This is a genomic window from Luteibacter jiangsuensis, from assembly GCF_030812295.1.
In the GTDB taxonomy this organism is placed as follows: Bacteria; Pseudomonadota; Gammaproteobacteria; order Xanthomonadales; family Rhodanobacteraceae; genus Luteibacter; species Luteibacter jiangsuensis_A.
The window spans coordinates 1-18,632 of sequence record NZ_JAUSSK010000006.1 but is presented as its reverse complement, the minus strand read 5'-3'; the positions used below and the strand labels follow the sequence as shown (position 1 = coordinate 18,632).

The 18,632-nt window shown below is 60.2% G+C and carries 15 protein-coding genes; 7 read left to right on the top strand and 8 right to left on the bottom strand.

Annotation, left to right across the window (positions count from 1 at the left end):
* The first annotated feature begins 65 nt into the window (after positions 1–65).
* From J2T07_RS18665 to J2T07_RS18655, 3 genes are all read left to right on the top strand, one after another.
* On the top strand, positions 66–917 hold the full coding sequence (locus J2T07_RS18665; RefSeq protein WP_306852242.1) for a MipA/OmpV family protein: 852 nt from the start codon (positions 66–68) through the stop codon (positions 915–917).
* A 460-nt stretch (positions 918–1,377) separates the two neighbouring features.
* A complete protein-coding gene (locus tag J2T07_RS18660; RefSeq protein WP_306852239.1) occupies positions 1,378–2,067 on the top strand; it encodes a hypothetical protein in 690 nt (229 codons plus the stop codon).
* A 968-nt stretch (positions 2,068–3,035) separates the two neighbouring features.
* A complete protein-coding gene (locus J2T07_RS18655) occupies positions 3,036–4,067 on the top strand; it encodes an MrcB family domain-containing protein (protein WP_306852237.1) in 1,032 nt (343 codons plus the stop codon).
* 72 nt (positions 4,068–4,139) lie between these two features.
* Here J2T07_RS18655 and J2T07_RS19190 read toward each other — a convergent pair whose 3' ends face one another.
* From J2T07_RS19190 to J2T07_RS18620, 8 genes are all read right to left on the bottom strand, one after another.
* A complete protein-coding gene (locus tag J2T07_RS19190; RefSeq protein ID WP_430539382.1) occupies positions 4,140–4,640 on the bottom strand; it encodes an HNH endonuclease in 501 nt (166 codons plus the stop codon).
* 73 nt (positions 4,641–4,713) lie between these two features.
* Positions 4,714–6,072 carry an AAA family ATPase gene (locus J2T07_RS18650; RefSeq protein ID WP_306852235.1) on the bottom strand — a complete coding sequence of 453 codons (1,359 nt, stop codon included), beginning with the start codon at positions 6,070–6,072 and terminating at the stop codon, positions 4,714–4,716.
* A 170-nt stretch (positions 6,073–6,242) separates the two neighbouring features.
* Positions 6,243–7,016, bottom strand: coding sequence for a hypothetical protein (locus tag J2T07_RS18645; RefSeq protein ID WP_306852233.1), 774 nt, complete (start codon positions 7,014–7,016; stop codon positions 6,243–6,245).
* A gap of 49 nt (positions 7,017–7,065) precedes the next feature.
* Positions 7,066–8,007 (bottom strand): ParB/RepB/Spo0J family partition protein, encoded by a 942-nt coding sequence (locus J2T07_RS18640; protein WP_306852231.1) that lies wholly within the window; start codon positions 8,005–8,007, stop codon positions 7,066–7,068.
* Positions 8,008–8,011: 4 nt separating this feature from the next.
* On the bottom strand, positions 8,012–8,842 hold the full coding sequence (locus J2T07_RS18635) for a DNA adenine methylase (RefSeq protein WP_306852227.1): 831 nt from the start codon (positions 8,840–8,842) through the stop codon (positions 8,012–8,014).
* A 27-nt stretch (positions 8,843–8,869) separates the two neighbouring features.
* The gene (locus J2T07_RS18630) at positions 8,870–9,637 is read right to left on the bottom strand and encodes an NrdJb (protein WP_306852224.1); all 768 of its coding nucleotides are present in this window, start codon (positions 9,635–9,637) and stop codon (positions 8,870–8,872) included.
* A 57-nt stretch (positions 9,638–9,694) separates the two neighbouring features.
* Positions 9,695–10,645 carry a hypothetical protein gene (locus tag J2T07_RS18625; RefSeq protein ID WP_306852220.1) on the bottom strand — a complete coding sequence of 317 codons (951 nt, stop codon included), beginning with the start codon at positions 10,643–10,645 and terminating at the stop codon, positions 9,695–9,697.
* A 21-nt stretch (positions 10,646–10,666) separates the two neighbouring features.
* A complete protein-coding gene (locus J2T07_RS18620; RefSeq protein WP_306852216.1) occupies positions 10,667–12,814 on the bottom strand; it encodes an adenosylcobalamin-dependent ribonucleoside-diphosphate reductase in 2,148 nt (715 codons plus the stop codon).
* Positions 12,815–13,177: 363 nt separating this feature from the next.
* Between J2T07_RS18620 and J2T07_RS18615 the strand changes: the two genes are divergently transcribed.
* From J2T07_RS18615 to J2T07_RS18600, 4 genes are all read left to right on the top strand, one after another.
* Positions 13,178–14,575 (top strand): Do family serine endopeptidase, encoded by a 1,398-nt coding sequence (locus J2T07_RS18615; protein WP_306852214.1) that lies wholly within the window; start codon positions 13,178–13,180, stop codon positions 14,573–14,575.
* Positions 14,576–14,825: 250 nt separating this feature from the next.
* Positions 14,826–16,322: a LysM peptidoglycan-binding domain-containing protein gene (locus J2T07_RS18610; protein ID WP_306852211.1), complete on the top strand. Its 1,497-nt coding sequence runs from the start codon at positions 14,826–14,828 to the stop codon at positions 16,320–16,322.
* A gap of 3 nt (positions 16,323–16,325) precedes the next feature.
* The gene (locus J2T07_RS18605; protein WP_306852209.1) at positions 16,326–17,024 is read left to right on the top strand and encodes an HAD family hydrolase; all 699 of its coding nucleotides are present in this window, start codon (positions 16,326–16,328) and stop codon (positions 17,022–17,024) included.
* A gap of 69 nt (positions 17,025–17,093) precedes the next feature.
* Positions 17,094–18,470, top strand: a complete 1,377-nt coding sequence (locus J2T07_RS18600) for a leucyl aminopeptidase family protein (RefSeq protein WP_306852205.1) — start codon at positions 17,094–17,096, stop codon at positions 18,468–18,470.
* The last annotated feature ends 162 nt before the right edge of the window (positions 18,471–18,632 follow it).

The window sequence follows — 18,632 nt, the reverse complement described above, 5'->3', positions numbered from 1 at the left end:
AGTCATCGTCCACGGCGGGCGGCCACCTAGAGTCCAGGCCTCCGTTATCCCCAAGGATGCTGACCATGAAGAACCTGATCCCACTCCTGCGCGCGGCCCCGGGGGCATGCGCCATGGGAATAGCTTTATTCGTGACGACTACTCCGGCATGGGCGCAAACAGCCCCGCAGTCCACGCAGGAGGGCGATTGGAATGTGGTCGCCGGGCTCGGTGTCCTGCGCACGCCGATCTTCCCCGGCGCGTCCAAAAGCCAGATTCGTCCCGCTCCTTATTTGTCGATCGATTATGGCGACCGCTTCTTCGTGCGCGGCCCCGTTGTCGGAGTGAACCTGTTCCGCTTCGGCCAGAACGATCGCTTTCGGCTGGGGGTGATGACACGCATCACGCCGGAAGCCGAATGGGACGAATCCGACGATCGTGCACTGCACGGTCTGGGCAAGATCAGTGGCGGCATCGATGCGGGCGTGTTCGGCAGCTACCGGACCGAATCATGGTTCGCTGAACTGGCGGCCACGCGTGGCGCCGTCCTCAGAAAGGAGCACGGTGAAAGCAGCACGCGTGGCAGCGGAACGGCCGTCCAGCTTGGGTTCGGCTATACCATGCGCCTTGCGTCCCATCTCCGCTGGATGACACAGGTAAGCACACAGTGGGCGGACGCGACCCGTACGCGCACCTATTTCGGAGTCTCGCAGGCGCAATCCCTGGCCACGGAGTTGCAGCCCTACCGGCCCAGCGCCGGGATCACCAGCTACGGGGTGACGACGACGCTGAACTACGCCTTCGGCAAGCGTTGGACTCTCACCGGCTTGGTCAAGTACGAGCGGTTGACAGGCGACGCCAAGAGCAGCCCCATCGTCACTGCCAACGGCAGGACGAATCAGGTCTCCACAGGCGTGTTCCTCGGGTATCAATTCTGATGTTGGGCCGGAAGTGCGGAGGCATCGGACGGCCCAGCTGGGTGCGGTTGAAATGGTTGTACGGCGGGCTTGGGAGACCGCCGCGCAAGCCTGGTTCGCACAGCCCGGTCGACGGGTGGGGCGAGCTGGCTGCTTTCGTGCTGCTGGTGAGGCTGACCCTCGATCATCGTGCGACGGAGCCGGTACGCATTGTTTGTGAAGAGCGCATTCTTCGGGATGCGCGGCGGCTTGCGTCTATGGGGTTCTTTGAGGTCTTTGCTGTGCGTTCCGCTCCCCTGCGCGCCATGCTTGAGGGTGAGGGGGTGATTAGGCGAAGTTGATGGTGTCCGAGAATTCGATGTGGGCGTCGTGGATGGTGAAGCGCGTGCCTTCGACTTTACATTTTCCATGGCTATGAAAGTCGCTATATTTGCAACCGGTCACGGTCTCCAGGGGGCGACCGACCAATTCGGAGCTTCACATGGAGAGCGAGACTTCGCTTAGTTTCTTCGAACTGACCCGCCGGCTGAATGCCATGCCGGAATTTGAAGCTGCTACGCCAGCGTCGCAGCGACGTGCGAAGCTGGGATTCGCCGTGTCAATTGTCGCATTCTGCGTCGCGTTCTTGATAACACGAATCGGTATTCCAGCATCGGTCCAAATCGTGGTGCTGTATGCATTGCTAGCCTCTGAAATCGCTGGCATCTGCATCAATATATGGAACTCACGGAGCGAGTTCTATGACTTACGTGAACCACTGAATAACTTTGCTCGTCAGCTGGATCACGACTTGCCTCATCATTATGAGTTAGTCGACTGGCTCGCACGCCAACCCACTCGCCTTCTGGAGCGCCACGCGTCGATGGCCCAGTTCCGGCGTGAACGCTTCAATCAGAAACTTCCGTTGGTGGCTGGCAACATACCCACTCTCGGAATCCTTCCCGTCGTAGTGGCAATTTACCTTCAGGCCCGCGAGTATGCAGCGAGCCGCCATCTGAGTTGGATAGACTTTTTGGCGGGCCTCGCCATTGCTTTGATATATGTTTTGACATGGATGGTAGCTCTTATGAAGAGCCGTCTCGAGGCCATGGATATGTACCTGAGGATTGCACTGGATCAGAAGCGATCTAGCCCGTCGACTGGTCGTAGCCCAGTGCTTCCCGTTCGATGAAGGGAAGCGCATATGTTTCAGTTAAGAACGTTGAAAATAGGATCATCCAAATTCCGCTAACGCCTATCTGCCCATGAACGACCTCTCCAGCAAGGTAAGCAGGATGCCTTGGTTGTCCTTTGATCTGCCGTACACTTTCATGCTGCCTTCGCTCCCGCCCTTTAATAATATGCGACGTGTCGCGTGGCAAGACCGCTAGTTGAGATCAGAAGTGAATTGAGGCACTCGCTTATTTCCCGAACCCAACTAACGCCTTTTCGAACATGCCTACGAGCTACCCCTGTTCACCCTCAGTGAGACCATGCATATGCCGGCGAAGCCGCGTGGCGTGCAGGATGGATGAGCCCTCAACCACCCATCTTGCAAAGCCCCGACACCGAGAAGCTTAGGACGAAGGCTCAATTTTCTTCCGCCAGATGTCATAGAGTTCCTGCAACCTTTCTCCCGTTCTTTCGGTCGGAGAGGTCAGCGGTCTTTTCACTTGGCCGCCATCGAAGCTGCGCTTGAACACGGCACAACTACCTGACCAGGTGCGAGGTCTGGATAGCGAATTGATAGTCGTATCCTGCCGCCTGGACTTCCTACGGATGTGCCCAACTGATGGCCGCGGAACAGAACCCCGGCTCGTTGTCGTTAGATCCGCAATAGCGCCTCGGGCAGGCGGGGGGGGGCATCGGGCTCGGGACGGAACTTGGCTTTCGCTCGCGGGGAGTCATGACCACCATTGCAGTTCGTAGACCTTCACGGATTCAAGAACCAGCCCCCAACGATGAATCGGTCCAGAATGCGAAGTCGCCGATGCCGGCCAGCTAGCGATGAGCGTAGAGCGACCCACGCGGGGCGGCGCAATATCCCGGCTAGTCAACTCGCCCTTACGGTTAAAACCCGCGTAAGCATCACAACTGTAGGAACGCTTTGAATTCAACGCGAGTATTGAGATACTTCTCACTGTAAGTGGAGGGGGTCTCATGGCTGACGATCGAATCGCGACCAAAGCGACGGGTACGACTTTGTCTACGGCGAATGGGTACAGCTCATTAGCCGCGGGGCTTCAGCGTGTTATGGATGAATATGCGGATGCTGTCAGGCGCGGATTCGCCGGACATCCCCTTGCAAACTTTATAAGAAATGATCTAAAGCGGTTGGTCCTGTCACAACTCGATGCACCAAAAGATAGCTTTGTCGTGAAAGGAAGCTGCGGCCAAGGAACTTGGGCAAGGGGTCCTTGGGTCGGTATTTTCGATCCAATTATCACGACGTCAGCCCAATCAGGCTATTACGGATGCTTCCTTTTCCGCGAAGACATGAAAGGCGTGTACCTCACCCTCACACAGGCGGTGACCGAAGCTAAGCTTGCTTATCGAGCTGATGCGAGAACAGCGCTCAAAGCTCGAGCCGCACATTTTCGGGCGATGCTCGGTAGCGATTTCGGTCGCTTCAGTGTCACCGATATTGATCTAGCTCCGTCGAGTAGAAACAACGATACTTCTTTCTACGAAGCCGGAACCATCTGCGCCACGTTCTATTCGAGTGGAAGCATTCCGGATAACACAACAATCGCGGCTGACCTTCGAGCACTACTTGTTCTATATGAGCGATTAGCCTCTAGCGATGTTGTAGTTACGGCGGTCCCGGATGAGTATCAATCGCTAACATCTGAAACTGAGTTCGAGGATGCCTCTCGGCGGCGCCTGCATGAGCGAATTGAACGCAATCAACGGTTAGTCAATAGGGTTAAAGAAGCTCACGGAAGCACCTGCGAAGCATGCGGCTTGAACTTTAAGGAGTTCTACGGCGAACTCGGCGAAGGTTACATAGAGGCTCACCATCTCCGACCAATGTCCACGCTCGCAAAGGCTAGAGTCGAGATGGATCCCATGCGAGATTTCGCGGTCCTTTGCGCCAACTGCCATAGGATGATCCATCGCTCGGAACATATTTCAGACCTGAACATGTTCAAGGCTGCGCACGTTTTCCAGAAGGGTCAGAAGAAGCCATAACTTCTACCGCCAAGTAGTCCGCAGCGAGCATCTTGCGATGCACCATCACTACTCATTTTTTTCAGGCCCTAGCTACGATTCCGAGAAGAATTTCTCTTGCATTTTCACCAATTCGATATCTGAGATCAGTTCGTCGCATCTACCAAATCGGATGAAAAAGCGATTCAATTCGCAGACATAGATGGTCCAGCTCCCTTTAGGGGTAAGGGGTAGGTATATCCGACCCGACTTAAATATGTGCTCCTCGTATGTGTCGTAGTGAGGGTGAACCACGCGAAACGCATCGGTCTTAGTTGGATAGCGCACCCTCTTCTTCGCAAGTACCAGCTCGGACTGGGTCGTCGCCTTATTGCTTTTATACTCGTTGCAGTCTGCGCAGACGACGCATAGATTGCGAGGCTCGAACATAAATCTGGGATGTTCCGACTTCGGAACAATATGTTCAATAGGCGCAGCAACAGCGGAGCGCGAGCTTACCTGATTACCGCAATATGCGCACTTTAAGCGTTGCGCTTCACGGTAGTACTCCCTCACATGCCTCCGAACATGCAACAGCGCTTCCGACTCCCACATACCCGCGTAGTAATCACTGGAAGTACCGAAGCCAGCGATGGCATCAAGCATATCGGAGTCGAACTTAACAGGTTCACGAATTAGGGCCATAGTGCCTGATCACACCTACAATCGACTCAACTAGTTCTACAATCGGTTCGCCTGGATCTACGCGCGCCGCGAGATCTCTCAGATGAACCACTTGTCTGCGTTGATCACTCGTCACTCGATTTGTCGATCTGATTTGCGCAAGCAAATTGAAGGCCAATCTCGCCAAGTACTCGTTCTTCGCGCCCGGAGCGTCGAAAAGCTCGGCGAGCTGAACATCGGCGCTCTTATTTGCATACAGTGCCGCAACATCAAGTGCGCGACGCGACAAAGAAAGAACAAAGCAGCCATGTGCAGGCAACCGCGATACTAGCTGAGGAGAATGGGTAGCGATCACGAACTGGCAACCGCGAAAGACGCTAACGGCTGAGACAAGAAGGTCCATAAATCGCTCTTGCCACTCCGGATGGAGACTAATTTCAGGCTCGTCGATCAGCACTATGGAACCGTTAGAAAGATGCCCTGCCACGCCCAAGATAATGGCGAGCAAGCATTGCTCGCCGGAACTAGCCCGTCTCAAGGAAAGAGGGCCATGCCCGATCTTCATGAGCTCGAGGTCCATCATACGGATCAAGCCGCAATCCAGAAGAATTCTAATGCCATTCGCTAGATCGTCTCCATCGAAAGACCGATCGCTCGTCAGCCGGCCCGTGCGGAAATCAAGGCCGACGGACACTACCGACTTTTTCTCCAGGAATGATCGGAACTGGTGAGCGGCGCGAACCACCGCGCGGCGGCTACCAGAACTCCTTAGCTCGAAATCCGAAAGGACACGCGGGTCGATTTCACCCAATAGATGAACCAAGCGCAATGCGTCTTCGGACAGGGGCATCTTGAATTCATAGTCTCGAGATGATCCGAGAGCCCGAAAGGCTGGCTTAAATACCATATGCACAAATGGCTCGCACCCCACAGTATCGAAGGTATGAGCGATCGCGTGCAAGCCGGACTTATTATCGAGTTGACGCAGCAGTCCGCGGGAAGCATTGGAAAGTAGCGTCATAACTCCTGACGGTGCGAGCCCGTCTCGACGAACTCCCAAATATGTATAGTTCGAGATCCGGCCATTCGGTCGCCCCTCCCACCGCCGAACATTCGCTGGAAATCTGTCGAAAACGCCAGTAGACACGGCAATAACCTTCGGCAAATCGCCGAGAACCAAATCGGGGAAACTGTCAGGATCGAAGCGAAACGTCCGCTGCCGACAAATGTCCGCCAGAAGACGGCTCTTCCCTAGACCGTTGCGCCCGACAACCAAAGTAAACACGTTTTGGTGAGCCGGCACGACATCCGGAAGGAGGCGAAGTGGCCCGCCCTCCCATTCAACTTCATACAGATGGGACATAAACCATTGCCTATGGGCAAATGAAATATTGCTGAAGATGAAACGTGCAGCATGACCCTCAGACCGGGATCGCTCTCTTCAACATACGCGTTTGACTTTTCCCCTTTAAGCCCTAATACAACTGAACTATGAGTAGCCCACATGAGCACCTATGTTTCTGAGATGCACCTTCATAGTACCTGGCGAAGAGCAGAGACGATCGTCCATAAGTGCTGACCTATCGTCGCGCGAATTCGTGCGCTGTTTCTCGCCCGAGCAGTCTTATGTACTGCCATGACGCGATCGGGATTTGTGCTGGAGAGGGCCTTCTGAAAAATCACGTCGGTCTGTATTGGCGTCACTATTTCACTAAACGCATTCGCAAGCCCTCCCTGCGTGAGCTTCGCAATGCGTTGAGATGAGTATGAAACGGCGGCGCCCCCTTTATTTCTAAAAGTGATCCGGCCGCGCTTAACTCCATCCTTCAAATGCTTTGCGGCCAATACTTCAAGAACTTGACAACTATCGCGAAATCCATCCAGCCACTCGCCACGTTCGATTTTCTCAAAGCACGGTCGAATGAGTTTCGCTACCGTGGGTTTCAAGGTATCTAATGACGGCAACTGCACCGCCACAGTGAGATCTTGTGGTGGTAAGAGCTCAACAATTCGCCCATCCCCAAACGAAAATAAGCCCACATTCCGCTGCTTGAGCCCAACCATGACGTCATGTGTAACACCTGGAGGCTCAGCAACGAGAAATCCAATATAGGTACTCTCCGAACGCGATTTTGCATAAGCCAACCAAGCGTCTACAGTGTCAAAGCTAACTGCAATAGCGGCCTCGACCAAAAGTGTGGAGCGACCACGTCGGCATCGCATTGTTGGCGTCGATGGATACTCAAATCCAATCGGCTCCACAGTCGCGGAATAGCCTTTCCCCCTAAAGTACCTAAGGGCGGCCATAGCTGCATCCTCGAGCTCAGTTCCGACCGTTCGGAATGAGGGCGCCATCCTACTTAACCTTCGCCAGCACCTTCGACAGCTGTCGAAGTGACGATAGCAACGGCGGCGCCAGTACGAGTCGACGCTTCACGAAACTCTCGATCTTTTCCTGAAGTCTCGAAGATAGAATCTCCGCTGCATGCTGCTCGTCCTGATCAGCAGCCGTATCCTCAAAAGTAGTATCTATCGAATAAGTCTTAACGTTCTTCAGCTTCAAGACCGCAGCTCTGGCAACATCGAGCGCTACATCACCCCTTTCGACCGCACGTGCAATTTTTGCGAGTTTCCGAGGCGCAACGGTGTTGTCGATTACACCTGTTCTAAATTTTTCAATTATGGCCGTTCTTAGGGAGTCTTCTTCCTTGTCATTGTGAAGAATGTCTCGCTTTCGAAGCGCCAATGCTCCCGCTCGCGCCTCAAGCACGTGATCAACGGTAATTTTTTGATCAGCTCTTGGCTTCTGAAGTTCGAGCATCAGCATTTGCCTGTAGCTTTCCGGGAGAGCAAGAAGCTTCTTGAACCGGCGGACCTCTCCGACTTTGAGGGACGCAAGCTCAGCCAATTCCCTTTCCGAAGGAGCTTTACCGTATCGTTTAGCATAAAGCTGCTCGAGAACCTTTAGCTTCTCTGCAGTGGGAAGCGGATCCCATTCGTCCCTACGATGATGAATTGCGAACATCATCATCAAATTTGTCATCTTGTCCGGTTTTGATACCAGGATGGCCGGTACGCTAGTCAACGCCAGCTTTATTGCGCATCGCCAGCGTCGTTCGCCGTCAAGAATTTTGAATCCTTTCCCATCAGGATATAGCGTCAAAGGAACTAGAATTCCTTGGCGGCGAATACTCTCTGCTAACGCGTCCAACTCCTCTTGACGGAAGATTAACCGGGGATTCTCCGGATTCGGCAAAATACGCCGAGGATCAATTAGTCGAACAGATTCAGCAGCCACGCGATCACTCCTTGATATTGGTGATGATCACCTCGACGGCTTTGCGCCTGTGCTCCGCAAAACCCGCCACATTTCGTTGTGCCGTAACGCGCCGCGCCCCCCATTGCTGGACGATAGGCTTTATCTCAGCACTAAGTGCGTATGAAACGACGAAGCTAGCGCCTCTGGAATCGATAAGCTCTAAGCAATTTTGTAGGCGCTCTACATCTTCGATTCCAAAAGAGTGTTTGTCGTACTGTCGAAAGATACGCCGATTTGCCACCGCGTAGGGGGGGTCCAAGTATACAAAGTCTCCAGACTTGACGTTCTTCTTCAAGAACGTATCAAAGTCCAGCGATGTTAATTGCGCTCGTGCTATGGCTCGTGCGCAGTCTCGGAACTTTTCGATAGTTGGCACGGCGCCAGCTTTTGCTGCACCGTAGGGAACGTTAAATTTACCGTCACTATTTGTACGATAAATCCCGTTGAAACAGTGGCGATTGAGATATATAAAACGCGCGGCGCGCTCCGCAGAAGTGAGCACCTTGGGATCGAGTGCACGTATAACGTAATATTTTTCTTCGGTAGAAGAAATAGCTGTTACGCGACGATGTAGAGCGTCTGGATCATTCGCAAGCTCTTCGTAACACTCAATGAGCTGCTCATTGATGTCGTTAAGGCACGCCCTCTTCGGGTCAAGATGGAAAAAAAGTGCAGCAGACCCTGTGAACGGCTCGAGATATCTCTTGAATGAAGTGTTCCAATACTCCGCTAGCCGAGGAACAAGGCGCTGCTTACTCCCTGCCCACCTCAGAAGTGGCCCAGACTTGATCTTCCTTACATCCGGTTTCGTCATTCCATTTCATCCCTGGCTGTTGCGGCATCACCCGCACTTCGAATACCCACAATTCAAACAAGTCTGGCACCCATCCATCAACACCAGCGCCTGCGTATTGCACTTCACGCACAGCGTGGCGCCAGGCGGGAAGCCGGAGGCTTCGGGGGAGGCTGAGGCGGACTGGCTTTCGCCGGCGGAGCCGGCTCCCACAGGAGCGACGGACTTGGTGGCGGGCTTGGCGTTCGCGTTTTCGTAGGCGGCGCGCTTTTCCGCGATGAGCTGGCGGGTGGCGTCGCTCATTTCGGGGTCGTGGATCAGGCCGATCGACTTCATGTGCTGTTCGATCACGCCACCGATCTCGGCCACGATGCTGGGCATGTAGATGCCGCCGGCCTTGAAGTAGCCGCCGCGCGGGTCGAAGACGGCCTTGAGCTCTTCGACGATGAAGGTCACATCGCCACCCTTGCGGAAGACGGCGGACAGGATTCGGGTGAGCGCCACGATCCACTGGAAGTGGTCCATGTTCTTCGAGTTGATGAAGAGCTCGAAGGGACGGCGCTGCTCGTGCGGGGTACCGGCGTTCAGGACGATGTCGTTGATCGTCACGTACAGCGCGTGCTCGAAGAGCGGCGACTTGATCTTGTACGTGTTGCCGACGAGGGTCTCCGGTCGCTCCAGGCTTTCGTGCATCTGGATGACTTCGGCCACCGGCGCGGCTTCTTTCACCGGCGACGGGGCGGGGGCCGGGCTGGCCTTGTCCTCGGGCTTAACGACGTTGTAGCCCTTGATCTTCTTTTCGATCTTGATCGCCATGACTTTTCTCTCTTGGATATCCGGCCCGGCGCGTACGCCGGGCCGGATGGGTACTACTTACTTACGACGGCCACGGCCGGCGCTCTTGCGCGCCGACGTCCGGCCGGTCTTGCTGGCAGTGGACCTCTTTACCGCCTTGGAGGCGGCTTTCTTACCGACAGCCTTGCGGGCGGTCGTCTTGCCGGCGGCCTTGCGGACCGTCTTCTTGGTGGCAGTGCGGCCAGCGCTCTTGCGAGCGACCTTGCCTACTGACTTCTTTACAGCCTTGCGAGCGCCAGTCGCCTTCTTCGCGACCTTGCGGGTCGCCTTCTTCACCGACGCCTTCTTGGCGGCGACCTTGCGGCCGACCTTCTTGACTGCCTTGGCTGCCTTGCGGCCAGCCGACTTCTTCACGGCGGCCTTCTTGGCGACCTTGCGGCCTGCCGACTTCTTGACGGCTGCCTTCTTCGTCGCTTTCTTGGCGGCAACCTTCTTCGCCGGTGCCTTCTTGGCAGCCGACTTCTTCACCGTGGCCTTCTTCGCCGCCGACTTCTTGGCGACCGACTTCTTCGCGGCAGCCTTCTTGCCGACGGCCTTCTTGGCCGACGCCTTCTTCGGTGCAGCCTTCTTGGCAGCCGCCGCCTTCTTGGCCGGAGCCTTCTTCGCGGCAGCCTTCTTCGTGGCCTTCTTGGCAGCCTTCTTCTTCGCCGGAGCGGGCGCTTCGACGACGACCGGCTCGGCCTTCTTGGCCGGCTTGCGGGCGACCTTCTTCTTCAGCTTCACGATGGGCGTGGCTTCCGAGGCGGCCTTGCTCGTCTCGTCGGTTACCGGGGTATCCCGGATCGGCGACGGCACGAGGTCGATCACCTTCTTGGCGACCGGCTTGCGCTTGACGACTTTCTTGGCGACGACCGGTGCAGCTGGCGTCACGGCAGCGGCGACTTCCGTCTCCGCTGCCGGCGTGCTGTCGGTATCGATGGTGTCGACCGAGGGCAGTTCACCCTCGACGATCTGGTTTTCACTCGACATACGTATTCCCTCTCCGCGGGGTCAGAACTTGCCGTAATAGCCTTCCTTCAAGGCATCGAAGAGGTTCGCGGCGGTGTGCATTTCACCGTCGTACTCGACCTCGTCGTTGCCTTTCAGTTCGACAACGCTACCGTCTTCCAATTCGAAGCGATAGAGGGTGTTCTCGAGGTCGGCTTCCTTGACCAGCACACCCTGGAACGCGGCGGGGTTGAACCGGAAGGTGGTGCAGCCCTTCAGACCCTGCTTGTACGCGTAGAAATAGATGTCCTTGAAGTCTTCGTACGGGTAGTCCGTGGGCACGTTGGCGGTCTTGGAAATGGAGGAGTCGATCCACTTCTGCGAGGCCGCCTGGATGTCCACGTGCTCCTTCGGGCTGATGTCGTCGGCCGAGACGAAGTAATCCGGCAGGCGGGTCTTCGGGTCGTCGGAGAACGGCAGGGCGTCGCCGTTGATGAAGGCGCGGTAGGCCAGCAGCTCGTAGCTGAAGACCTCGACCTTCTCCTTCGACTTCTTGCCCTCGCGGATCACGTTGCGCGAGTAATGGTGCGCGAAGCTGGGCTCGATGCCGTTGGAGGCATTGTTGGCCAGGCTCAGCGAGATCGTGCCGGTGGGCGCGATGGACGAGTGGTGGGTGAAGCGCGCACCGGTCTCGGCCAGGGCCTCGACCAGGTTCGGGGCGACCTCGGCCACGCGCTGCATGTAGCGCGAGTACTTCGCGTGCAGCACGCTGCCCTTGATGGTCTGGCCGACCTTCCAGCCGTCCTTCACCATCTCCGGGCGCTTGCGCAGCATGTCGCCGGTGACTTCGTAGTCGCGGGCCAGGACGGGCGCCGGGCCCTTTTCCTTGGCCAGATCCAGCGCCACTTCCCAGCCGGCCACGGCCATCTCGCGGGAGACTTCTTCCGTGAAGGCCACGGCGTCGGACGCGCCGTAGCGCATCTTCAGCATGGTGAGGGTGGAACCCAGGCCGAGGAAGCCCATGCCGTGGCGGCGCTTGGACATGATCTCCTCGCGCTGCTGCGGCAACGGCAGGCCGTTGATCTCCACCACGTTGTCGAGCATGCGGGTGAACACGCGCACCACTTCGCGGTACTCGTCCCAGTCGAAGCGGGCCTTCGGACCGAACGGGTCGCGCACGAAGGTGGTGAGGTTCACCGAGCCCAGCAGGCACGAGCCGTACGGCGGCAGGGGCTGCTCGCCGCAGGGATTGGTGGCGCGGATGTGCTCGCACCACCAGTTGTTGTTCATCTCGTTGACGCGGTCGATGAGGATGAAACCCGGCTCGGCGTAGTCGTACGTCGAGACCATGATCATGTCCCACAGGTGCCGCGCGCGGATGTGGCCGTAGATCTTGCAGGCCACCAGGCCGTCGTCGCGGGTGACGTAGTTTTCCTTGGTGGGCCACTCGCGCCAGACGACCTTGGCCGGATCGGTCAGGTCGATCTCATGCTGTTCCTTCACGTGCACGGGGAAGACCGTGGGCCAGTCCTGGTCGTTCTCCACCGCGTCCATGAAGCCGTCGGTGATCAGCAGCGACAGGTTGAACTGGCGCAGGCGGCCATCCTCGCGCTTGGCGCGGATGAATTCCTTGGCGTCCGGGTGGGCGATGTCGAACGTGCCCATCTGCGCGCCGCGGCGGCCGCCGGCGGACGAGACGGTGAAGCACATCTTGTCGTAGATATCCATGAACGACAGCGGGCCCGAGGTATGGGCACCGGCGCCGGACACGTAGGCGCCGCGCGGACGCAGCGTCGAGAATTCATAGCCGATGCCGCAGCCGGCCTTCAGCGTGAGGCCCGCCTCGTGCACCTTCTCCAGGATGTCGTCCATCGAATCGAGGATGGTGCCCGACACGGTGCAGTTGATCGTCGAGGTGGCGGGCTTGTGCTCCAGCGCACCGGCGTTGGACGTGATGCGGCCAGCGGGGATCGCACCGCGGCGCAGGGCCCAGAGGAATCGCTCGTACCAGTGGTGGCGCAGTTCGTCGGTGGCTTCCACGTCCGACAGGGCGCGGGCGACGCGCTTGTAGGTTTCGTCCACCGAGCCGTCGACGGGCTCGCCCGACTTGGCCTTCAGGCGGTACTTCTTGTCCCAGATATCGTACGAGGCGGGCTGAAGCGGAATCGCCGCGGTCTCAAGCCCCATGGCTTGCGCACGTGCAGTGCTCATGTATGTCGTCCTCGAGTCTTGGCCCTTGTAGGCCTTCTTATAGGTATGCGGTGGCGCAACCCGTCGGTGCCCCTCCCCCCCGGAGGCCTCACCGACCATCCTTACTGCCCTCGCCGGCTCCGAAAAGCCTTTGCCGACGCTGGTTTGAAGCTTGTACCTGATGATCCGCAGCACCAGCACTTGGTGGATGACGAACTTCGGAACACAAGATGTTGTGGTTGCGGCCGAAGTGAACCTTAAACCCGGAGGGTGGCGATGTAAAGTGTCGGCGAAGGCAATCTCAAGGATTGAAACCCGAGGGCGCGGTTGTGGTCGAATGCCCCCAAGAACGTGCCCGGAGCACACCAGACAAGGAGCTTTTCAATGCCTGCCAGCAGTTACCGGCGAACCACTTTGTTCACCCTCGGCGCCGCCCTCGCCTTGAGCCTGGCCTCGCCCGCCCTCGCCTTGAGCCTGGCCTCGCCCGCGTTCGCCTCCCTGCCGCCGTCCGTCGATGGTCAGCCGATGCCTTCGCTGGCACCGATGCTGGCCAAGGTCACGCCCGCGGTGGTGAACATCTCGACGAAGACGCGCGTGCGCGCTCGCGATCCCTATTTCGACGATCCGCTGTTTCGCCAGTTGTTCGGTAACCAGGGATTCCAGCGCGAGCGCGTGGAGCAGAGCCTGGGCTCGGGCGTCGTCATCGACGCGGCCAAGGGCTACGTGCTGACCAATAACCATGTCGTGGGGGGCGCGGACGATATCACGGTGACCCTGCAGGATGGCCGCGACTTCAAGGCGAAGCTGCTCGGCAGCGATCCGGACACCGACGTGGCGGTGCTGCAGATTCCCGCCGACCGCTTGCAGGCCCTGCCCATCGCCGACTCCTCGCAGTTGCGCGTGGGCGATTTCGTGGTGGCCGTGGGCGACCCGTTCGGGCTCGGGCAGACGGCCACCTCGGGCATGGTCTCGGCGCTGGGCCGTTCGGGCCTGGGCAAGGGTTTCCAGAACTTCATCCAGACCGATGCCTCGATCAATCCCGGTAATTCCGGTGGCGCGCTGGTGAACCTGCGCGGCGAACTGGTCGGCATCAACTCGATGATCTTCACGCCCTCGGGCGGCAACGTGGGCATCGGCTTCGCCATCCCCACCGACCTCGCCACCGGCGTGATGAAGCAATTGCTGGCCTACGGCAAGGTGCGCCGCGGCAACCTCGGCATCGAGGTGCAGGACATCACGCCGCGCATCGCCCAGGCGCTGAACCTGAAGGACACCAATGGCGCGGTGGTCACGCGGATCAACGATGGCTCGCCGGCCGAGGGCGCGGGCGTGCAGGTCGGCGACGTGCTGACCGCGGTCGACGGCAAGCCGGTGCGCGCGGCGCAGGATGTGCGCAATGCGGAGGGCCTGCTGCCCCTGGGCGCGAAGGTGAAACTCACGGTGAAGCGAGACGGCGCCACGCAGGACGTGCAGGCGACCATCGCGGCGGTGAAGCTCGCCACGCTGGACGGTGCGAAGGTCGACGCGCGGCTGGCCGGAGTCACGCTGAGCGATCTCACGCCGGAGCAGAAGGCGCAGGGCTTGTATGGCGTGGCGTTGAGCGGCGTGCGGCGCGGCTCGGCGGCGGCGGCGGCCGGTCTCCAGGACGGTGATATCGTGATCGGGATCGCGCAGCGGCGGGTCGCGGGGGTGAAGAGCCTGCCGACCACGGGGTCGTTGGGTGGGCGGCAGTTGCTGCTGACCGTGGTGCGGGACGATGCGGTGTATTACGTGGTGTTGTGAGGACATCGCCGCTGAAGCGGCTCCCACAAAGGCAGCCGCAACCGGGTGGGAGCCGACCCTGTCAGCGATGGTGGGAGCCGCTTCAGCGGCGATCGCGGAAACCCGCCAACGCAGCGATCCGCCCTACAGCCTACGTTCCGTTTACCAGCGGCAGGATGCTGAACGACATCAATGGTGCGCGCGGGCCCGCGATGGCCCACAATTGCAGCCTTGCTGCCTACCCCGTCCCATCCCGAGGTTCTTGCCGTCCATGTCTCTTCGTTTCGCGCGACTGTTCACCGCCACGCTGATCGGCCTTAGCGCCTCCGCCACCGTTCTTGCCGCGGGACCGCAACTGGTCTGGCGCGGAGACATCACCACGGCGCGAGGCGTGGTCACCGACGTCGCCAAGGCGTGGGAAAAGGCCGGCAAGGGCAAGATCGAACTGCAGCCCTTCAACACCGCCTCCGGCATCGACGCGGTGGTCAAGGGCTCCGCCGACCTCGCCGGTTCCGCCCGCCCGGGCGTCGGCGGCGCCGAGCAGTCGCTCACCTTCACCCCGGTCGCATGGGATGCGCTGGTGATGGTCACCTACCCGTCCAACCCGGTGAGCAACATCACGCTCAAGCAGCTCCACGAGATCTACATGGGGCACATCACCAACTGGAAGGAACTCGGCGGCAACGATGCCCCGATCAACCTCTACGCGGTGGCCAGCCCGGGCGACGGCGTGGAATTCAGCCTGCGCAAGCTGCTCTTCGGCCGCGGCAATCAGCCGGTGGCCGCGCCGCGCCTCTACGTGAACGTGGCCAAGCTCGAAGAGGGTGTCACCCTCGACAAGCAGGGCCTCGGCGCCACCACGCTCGCCGGTGCATCGTCGAACAAGAAGGTGAAGATCCTCTCCATCGACGGCATCGCGCCCTCGATGTCGACGGTCGGCAGCGGCACCTATCCGCTGTACACCGAGCTCTACCTGGTCAGCAACGACTCCAGCCCGAAGGCCGCCGAAGTGAAGGAGTTCATCACCTTCCTCACCTCCAGCCAGGGCAGTTCGCTGCTGCGCTCGCATAGCCTCATCCCGTACGCCGATGGCATGGCCCTCGCCTCGAAGGATGCCGCGCGCCGTGCCGCCATCGCTTCCACCGTCGGCACCCGTGCCAACGTGGGCCAGGCGATGACCACGCCGACCGTCGCCGCGGCCGCCGCGCCTGCCGCCGTCGTCGCGAAGGACACCGCGCTGGCCAAGGCACAGGTCGCCGGCAAGGGCGCCAAGGCCGCGAAGGAAACCAAGGCATCGGTCGCCACCACGGCCGAGCCGTCGCCGTTCGCCAAGGTGGTCGCCAGCGTCGGCACCACGGCGCGCATGGGCTTCGCGGGCGTGCGCTCGGATGCCTTCACCGTCTCGGACAACGCCAAGGTAGGCGGCAAGTTCGCCAAGGTGCTGGCCGATGCGGTCATGGCGAAGGGCAAGCCGGTGGCGAGCCCCCTCGCCGCCGCGCCTGCGGACGCCGCGGAGAAGTCCACGGCCATCGCCACGCCGAAGGTCGCCGAGGCCAAGCCGGCCGCGAAGGCCGCGAAGCCGGTGGCGAAGGCCACGGAAGCGAAGAAGCCGACCGCCGCGTCGCGCACCTACAAGGTGGCGCCGGGCGACACGCTCTACTCCATCGCCAGGAAGAACGCGGTCGACGTGAACAAGCTGCGCGCCATGAACGGCCTGAAGGACAACAACGTCCGCCTCGGCCAGGTGCTCAAAGTGGGCGCCCGCTGAGCAGTGCCCGTCCGCGCCGTATCGCTCGACCTCGATGACACCCTGTGGCCGGTGCTTCCGGCCCTGATCGAGGCCGAGCACTGCGTCGACCGCTGGCTCAGGCAGCACCATCCCGATGTCGCTCACGCATGGCCGATCGAGGCCATGCGTGAACTCCGCGAGAAGATCGCGCGGGAACACACCCATCTCTCCCACGATTTCAGCGAGCAGCGCCGGCTGACCATCCGCCACGCCTTCGCCGCCTGCGGCATCGACGACGCGCCCGTCGACGAGCTGTGGCGCATCTACTTCGCCGCCCGCAACAACGTGGAGCTGTATCCCGACACCCTGCCCGCGCTCGAGCGCATCGCCGGGCACGTGCCACTGGTGAGCATCTCCAACGGCAATGCCGACCTCGAAGTGATCGGCCTGCACCACTTTTTCCATACCCGTCTCAACGCCAGCGGCGTGGGTGTGGCCAAGCCGCATCCGCACATATTTCTTGCGGCCGCGGAAGCGCTCGGCGTCTCGCCCGCCGACATGCTTCACGTAGGTGACGATCCGTTGCTCGACGTGATGGGTGCGCGCGAAGCCGGCATGCGCACGGTATGGCTCAACCGCACGGGCGAGCGCTGGTCGCATGGCCCCGCGCCGGATCTCGAATTTCCCGATATGACATCCCTTGCGGACTGGATTGAAGCGTCGGCGTTGACGGACGGCTAGAATAGACGTCCACCGATAGCAACAATCCATTGACGCGGTTGCCAACGACCGCGAGGCACGGGAGTCCTGATGTCGCCGCTGATCGAACGCAAGTCCGGAAAACGTACCGCCATCCCCATCGAGATGGTCGATGTCGCCGGCATGCTCGCCACCGAAGCACGCCTGGACGATGCGCAACGCCAATGGCTGGTGACGACCGCGTTCCGCCCGATGCCAGGCGCGCTCACCGTGCTGCCGGACGCCCGCGGCGGCATCACGCGCGTGCTGGTCGGCGTGGATCGCGGCAATCCGCTGGCCGCCCTCGGCGCCCTGCCCTATCGCCTGCCGCAGGGCACGTATGAACTCGCGCCGGAAGGCGTGATCGACGACCGCGACCTCGTCGCCCTCGGCTGGGCACTCGGCGCTTATCGCTTCGACCGTTACCGCGCCAGCGATCGTCCGCCCGCGCAGCTGGTGGTCGATGCCGCCACGCTGCGTACGTTGCAGCCGGTGATCGACGCCACCTGGCAGGTGCGTGACCTCGTGAACACACCCACCGAGGACATGGGCCCCGAGCATCTCGCCCAGGCCATCCATGCGCACGCCGCCGAGCACAAGGCGAAGGTGCGCGAATGGGTGGGCGACGAACTGCTCGAAGCCAACTTCCCCACCATCCATGCGGTGGGTCGCGCGAGCCACCGCCCGCCGCGCCTCATCGAGCTTACGTGGGGCAAGAATTCCAACCCGAAGCTCGTGCTGATCGGCAAGGGCGTGTGCTTCGACACCGGCGGCCTGGACATCAAGCCGTCCGACGGCATGCGCTGGATGAAGAAGGACATGGGTGGCGCCGCGCATGCCATCGCGCTGGCCGGCCTGGTGATGAAGGCGAAGCTGCCCGTGCGGCTCACCCTGCTGGTTCCCGCGGTGGAAAACGCCATCGCCGGCAACGCCATGCGCCCGGGTGAAGTCATCCGCACGCGCGGGGGTCACACCGTGGAGGTGGACAATACCGACGCCGAGGGGCGCCTGGTGCTATGCGACGCCATCGCCTACGCCGCCGAGCAGGCGCCCGACCTGATCGTCGATTTCGCGACGCTCACCGGCGCGGCCCGCGTGGCGCTGGGTCCGGAATTGCCGGCGCTGTTCACCAACCGCGACCAGCTCGCCGACCACGTGATCGGCGCCGCCGAATTCACGCAGGACCCGCTGTGGCGCCTGCCGCTGTGGCGTCCGTACCGGCGCATGCTCGAATCGTACGTGGCCGACTTCGCCAACGCGGGGCCGTCGCGCCACGCGGGCGCGATCACGGCCGCGCTCTACCTCGAGCGTTTCCTGCCGGACAGCCAGAACTGGATGCACCTGGATACGTATTCGTGGAACGACGGCGACCGCCCCTCCCATCCGCGTGGTGGCGAGGCGCAGGGCCTGCGTGCGTTCTTCCGCTTCCTGTCCGAACGCTATTCCTGATCCCCGCGGAAGTGGCTGGGGGGTGGGGTGGGGGGGGGGCCCCCCCCCCCCCCCCCCCCCCCAAATAAAATTAGAAAAACCAAAACCCAAAAAACCCGCCCGGCGAAAAAAAAAACCCCAAGACAAACACACCCCCCCCCCCCCCCCGCCCCCCCAACCAGT